This is a genomic window from Thiogranum sp. (assembly GCF_058323355.1).
The window spans coordinates 1-4850 of record NZ_JBTTIO010000015.1; the positions used below are offsets into that span (position 1 = coordinate 1).

The 4850-nt window shown below is 58.2% G+C and carries 4 protein-coding genes; 1 reads left to right on the forward strand and 3 read right to left on the reverse strand.

The genetic code is table 11. From position 1 onward, the window contains the following. Window positions 1-185 precede the first annotated feature (185 nt). From nudB to ACW81B_RS02885, 3 genes are all read right to left on the reverse strand, one after another. Window positions 186-629 carry a dihydroneopterin triphosphate diphosphatase gene (nudB, locus tag ACW81B_RS02875; RefSeq protein WP_491578702.1) on the reverse strand — a complete coding sequence of 148 codons (444 nt, stop codon included), beginning with the start codon at window positions 627-629 and terminating at the stop codon, window positions 186-188. 4 nt (window positions 630-633) lie between these two features. Continuing rightward, the gene (gene aspS / locus ACW81B_RS02880; RefSeq protein WP_491578704.1) at window positions 634-2424 is read right to left on the reverse strand and encodes an aspartate--tRNA ligase; all 1791 of its coding nucleotides are present in this window, start codon (window positions 2422-2424) and stop codon (window positions 634-636) included. An 84-nt stretch (window positions 2425-2508) separates the two neighbouring features. Then, window positions 2509-2778 carry an FmdB family zinc ribbon protein gene (locus ACW81B_RS02885; RefSeq protein ID WP_491578703.1) on the reverse strand — a complete coding sequence of 90 codons (270 nt, stop codon included), beginning with the start codon at window positions 2776-2778 and terminating at the stop codon, window positions 2509-2511. A 196-nt stretch (window positions 2779-2974) separates the two neighbouring features. Between ACW81B_RS02885 and ACW81B_RS02890 the strand changes: the two genes are divergently transcribed. Next, entirely contained in the window at window positions 2975-4768 is a 1794-nt protein-coding gene (locus tag ACW81B_RS02890) for an ABCB family ABC transporter ATP-binding protein/permease (RefSeq protein ID WP_491578705.1), read from the forward strand. The last annotated feature ends 82 nt before the right edge of the window (window positions 4769-4850 follow it).

The following is a 4850-nucleotide window of genomic DNA, read 5'->3' on the forward strand; positions in this document are numbered from 1 at the left end:
CGGTGAATCGGTGCAGCCGAGCATCGCAGCAAAACGCGGAAGAAGAGAGCCCTGTTTGAGTGGTTTATGCGCAGCATAAACCACGAGTTTGGGCGAACGCCGCGTTTTGCGAGAAGCACAGGGAACCCGCGCAGCGGGCAAACCGTTGAACCGGAAAGCCCCCCGGCCAACCGACACAGGACACTTCACTTCCGGAAAAATACGAACTTCTCAATCGCCTGCTGATTCGTATAGGAACTGGCCTTGAGTGCCGCATGCCGGGCCGGGAACCAGCGCAGCTGGCGATGTTCGTCGGGATTCAGGGTGATTTCCACCTGCTCCGGCAACTCGACCAGAAACAGGTGTTCGAGGTTGTATTCTTCTTCCGGTGCATAGCGGTCCCGCCAGGCCGGCAGAATACGGAAACGCACGGTTTCCTTGCAGTCGACCAGCTTGTCACTGACATCCAGCCCGGTTTCCTCGCGGACTTCACGGAACGCCGCCTCGCGCGGCTGCTCGTCCCAGTCCAGGCTGCCGGTAACCGATTGCCAGTAGTCTTGCGGCTGGCAGCGTTCCATTAACAACACATCGCCAGCCCGGGTGTAGATAACAACAAGAACAGATTCGGGGCGCTTGTAGTCGTGATTCATAGGGTCAGGATTGGGGTGTTTCCTTTTCGACAGGTTTACGCAGGCGTATGTTCAGTTCGCGCAATTGCGCATCGGAGACCGCGGAAGGCGCGTTGGTGAGCGGACAACTGGCGGTCTGGGTCTTCGGGAAGGCCATGACTTCGCGGATTGAACTTGCGCCGCTCATCAACATCAACAGACGATCCAGGCCAAACGCCACCCCGCCGTGGGGCGGGCAACCGTACTTCAGCGCGGTGAGCAGGAATCCGAACTTGTCTTCCGCCTCCTGGTCACTGATGCCGAGCAGTTCAAACACGCGTCGCTGTACGTCCGCGCGGAAAATACGCATGGAACCACCGCCAACTTCCGTACCGTTCAACACCATGTCATAGGCGCGCGAGTGACAGGCACCGGGGTCGGTTTCGAGCAGCTGCAGGTGCTCTTCTTTCGGCGAGGTGAACGGATGATGCAGCGAGCTCCAGCGGCCGCTTTCCTCATCCTTCTCGAACATCGGGAAGTCCACCACCCACAGCGGCTTCCAGTCGCCTTCCATCAGGCCACGGTCTTCACCGAGTTTGACACGCAGGGCACCCAGCGCTTCGTTGACGATGTGCGCCTTGTCGGCGCCGAAGAACACCAGGTCACCGTCTTCAGCACCGGTGCGCTGCATGATGGTGTCAACCGCTTCGTCCGGCAGGAATTTAAGGATCGGCGACTGAAGACCTTCACGACCTTTGGCCAGTTCATTGACCTTGATGTAGGCCAGCCCGCGAGCACCATAGATGCCGACAAATTTGGTGTAATCGTCGATTTCCTTGCGCGTCAGCTCGCAGCCCTTCGGCAAACGCAGGGCGGCAACGCGACCGTCAGGGTCGTTGGCCGGGCCGGAAAACACCTTGAACTCGACGTCTTTCATCAGGTCGTCGACATCGACCAGTTCCAGCGACACACGCAGATCCGGCCGGTCGGAACCAAAGCGCAGCATGGCTTCCTGCCAGGTCATGCGCGGGAAAGGATTATCCAGCCTGACACCCAGTACCTTGTCAAACAGGCCGCGGATCATGTCTTCCATCAGCGTCATGATCTGGTCTTCATCCAGGAACGCGGTCTCGATATCCAGCTGGGTGAATTCCGGCTGGCGGTCGGCGCGCAAATCCTCGTCACGGAAGCAGCGCACGATCTGGTAGTAACGATCCATGCCGGACATCATCAGCAGCTGCTTGAACAACTGCGGCGACTGCGGCAGGGCAAAGAACTCACCCGGATGGGTGCGACTGGGCACCAGGTAGTCGCGGGCGCCTTCCGGCGTGGCGCGCGTCAGGATCGGTGTTTCGATATCCAGGAAACCGTTGTTGTCGAGAAAATAACGCAGTTCACGGGTCACTTCGGAGCGCAGGCGGATACGTTGCAGCATCTCCGGACGACGCAGGTCGATGTAGCGGTAGCGCAACCGGTGTTCTTCCGACACGCTGTCGTCGTCCAGGTGAAACGGCGGCGTCTCCGAGGCGTTGATAATGGTCAACTCCTTGCCCAGCACCTCAATTTCGCCAGTCGACATGTCCGGGTTCCCGGTGCCCTCGGGGCGACGGCGTACGCGGCCTTTCACCTGAAGCACATACTCGCTGCGTACCCGCTCGGCAGTGGCGAAGGTTTGCTCGGTGTCCGGATCGAATACGACCTGCACCCGACCTTCGCGGTCGCGCAGATCGATAAAAATCACCCCGCCATGATCACGGCGACGATGCGCCCAGCCGACCAGTGTCACCTCGGCGTCGAGGTGGCTTGCATTCAGTTCACCGCAGTATTGTGTACGCATGTCAGTCTTCAGTGTTTCCAGATAGCGCCTCGCCTGGGTGGCGGGCAATGGGCCTGTCAGGCCCCGGGCAGCTGCCGGGGCTGTCTATTTGCTGCCTCCCGGGGAGGACTTGCCGGAAGAATCCCCACCGGCCTTGGGCTTGTTGTCACCCTTGGCGACGTTCTTGCGGTTGTTGCTCTTGAAATCGGTCTCGTACCAGCCGCTGCCTTTAAGGCGAAACCCCGCAGCAGAGACTTTTTTCTGCAGGGTCGGCTTGCCGCACTCGGGACAATCCGTCAGCGGTTCATCGCTGAGCTTTTGCAGCTTTTCCATCTCCAGACCACATTCAGTGCATTGGTATTCGTAAATCGGCATGATTCCAACTCCGGGTTCAGGCTCCCGATTTCAGCAAAGCGCGCAAGTATACCAGCCAAATCGGGCTGATGCCGCCGTTTTGCCAGCTTCGGGTACAATTCGGCTGCGCCTGCACGACAGGCCAGCGACAGACCCGGGGAATGTGGAGACGATCATTGCCCACATCAACCCGACAACCACGGAAATCCGCAAATTCATGCACAACCGACATACTGAACTGCCCGCTACCGAAGGTAACGATCTGAAGACCCTGAAATCTCTCGCACCTTTTTTGTGGGAATACCGGGTGCGGGTGGTGCTGGCGCTGACCTTCCTGATCCTGGCCAAGGTCGCCAATGTCGGCATTCCACTGATGCTGAAGGGCATCGTCGATGCGCTGGACCGTGATGACATACAACTGGTGCTGCCGCTGGGACTTTTACTGGGTTACGGCGCACTGCGGCTGGCCAGTTCCCTGTTCAACGAACTGCGCGATGCCGTGTTTGCCCGTGTCCGACACGGCGCCATGCGCAAGGTGGCGGTTCGGGTACTGGAGCACCTGCACCAGCTGTCGCTGCGTTATCACCTGGAACGCAAGACCGGCGGCATCTCCCGTGATATCGAACGCGGCACCCGCAGTGTCAGTTCACTGCTCAATTACATGGTGTTCAGCATCCTGCCCACGCTGGTGGAGGTCACACTGATTGCCGGCATCCTGCTCAAGCAGTACAGCGTGTGGTATGCCGTGATTACGTTTGTCTGCGTCATCGCCTATATCTTCTTTACCTTCCGCATCACCGAATGGCGAATGAAATACCGGGTAAAAATGAACGCCACCGACTCGAAGGCCAATACCCAGGCCATCGACAGCCTGATCAATTACGAAACCGTCAAATACTTCGGCAATGAACCACACGAACTGGCTCGCTACGATGCATCACTGGAGGAGTGGGAAGATGCTGCTGTAAAAAGTCAGACTTCGCTGTCAGCCCTGAATATGGGACAGGCCTCTATCATCGCCCTGGGCGTAACGTCGATTATGATCCTGGCCTCCAGCGACGTAGTGGAAGGCGAACTGAGCATCGGCGACCTGGTATTGATCAATGCCTTCCTGCTGCAACTGTTCATTCCACTGAATTTCCTCGGAATTGTTTACAGCCAGCTCAAACACGCCATCGCGGACATGCAGCTGATGTTCGATGTACTGGAAAAGCGCCCGGAAATCGAGGACGCCCCCGACGCGGTTCCACTGGATGTACGGGACGGCGAGGTACGATTTGACCGCGTCAGCTTTGCCTATGACCCGGACCGCCCGATTCTTGAAGCGGTCAGCTTCACCATTCCCGCCGGCCACCGGGTGGCCGTGGTTGGCCCCAGTGGCGCAGGAAAATCCACCCTGGCACGCTTACTGTTCCGCTTCTATGATGTCAATGCCGGACGTATTCTCATTGACGGGCAGGACATCCGTTCGGTTACCCAGCAAAGCCTGCGTGCTGCCATTGGCATCGTCCCGCAGGACACAGTGCTGTTCAACGACACCCTGCGCTATAACATTGGTTACGCACGCCAGGGCGCCAGCTTTGAGGAAATCCAGCAGGCCGCAAAACTCGCCAACATCCACGACTTTATCATCAGCCTGCCAAAAGGCTACGACACCATCGTAGGCGAGCGTGGACTGAAACTGTCGGGGGGTGAAAAGCAGCGTGTTGCCATCGCACGCGCTATCCTGAAGAATCCTAAAATCCTGGTCTTCGATGAGGCCACATCGAGTCTCGACAGCCACTCTGAACAGATTATTCTTGAAAGCCTGCGCAGCGCGGCACAGAACCACACCACGCTGGTCATCGCACACCGCCTGTCGACCATTGTCGATGCCGACCGGATACTGGTCATGCAGGATGGAAAAATTGTGGAGCACGGCAGCCACACACAGCTACTTGCTCATGCCGGTGTGTATGCGCATCTCTGGGAACTGCAACAGCAGGAAGAGGAAAAACAGGCCACAGGCTGACACCCCGGGCGCGTAATCAATCGTCGTTTTCGGTGCGCTGCTTACGCAACTGCTCGGTTTCCCGTGCCATGATATGACGCAC

Excerpts from the sequence above, each read along its gene's own strand:
- ACW81B_RS02890 (WP_491578705.1), top strand. The coding sequence starts at position 2,975 with ATGCACAACCGACATACTGAACTGCCCGCTACCGAAGGTAACGATCTG.
- ACW81B_RS02885 (WP_491578703.1), bottom strand. The coding sequence starts at position 2,778 with ATGCCGATTTACGAATACCAATGCACTGAATGTGGTCTGGAGATGGAA.
- nudB (WP_491578702.1), bottom strand. The coding sequence starts at position 629 with ATGAATCACGACTACAAGCGCCCCGAATCTGTTCTTGTTGTTATCTAC.
- aspS (WP_491578704.1), bottom strand. The coding sequence starts at position 2,424 with ATGCGTACACAATACTGCGGTGAACTGAATGCAAGCCACCTCGACGCC.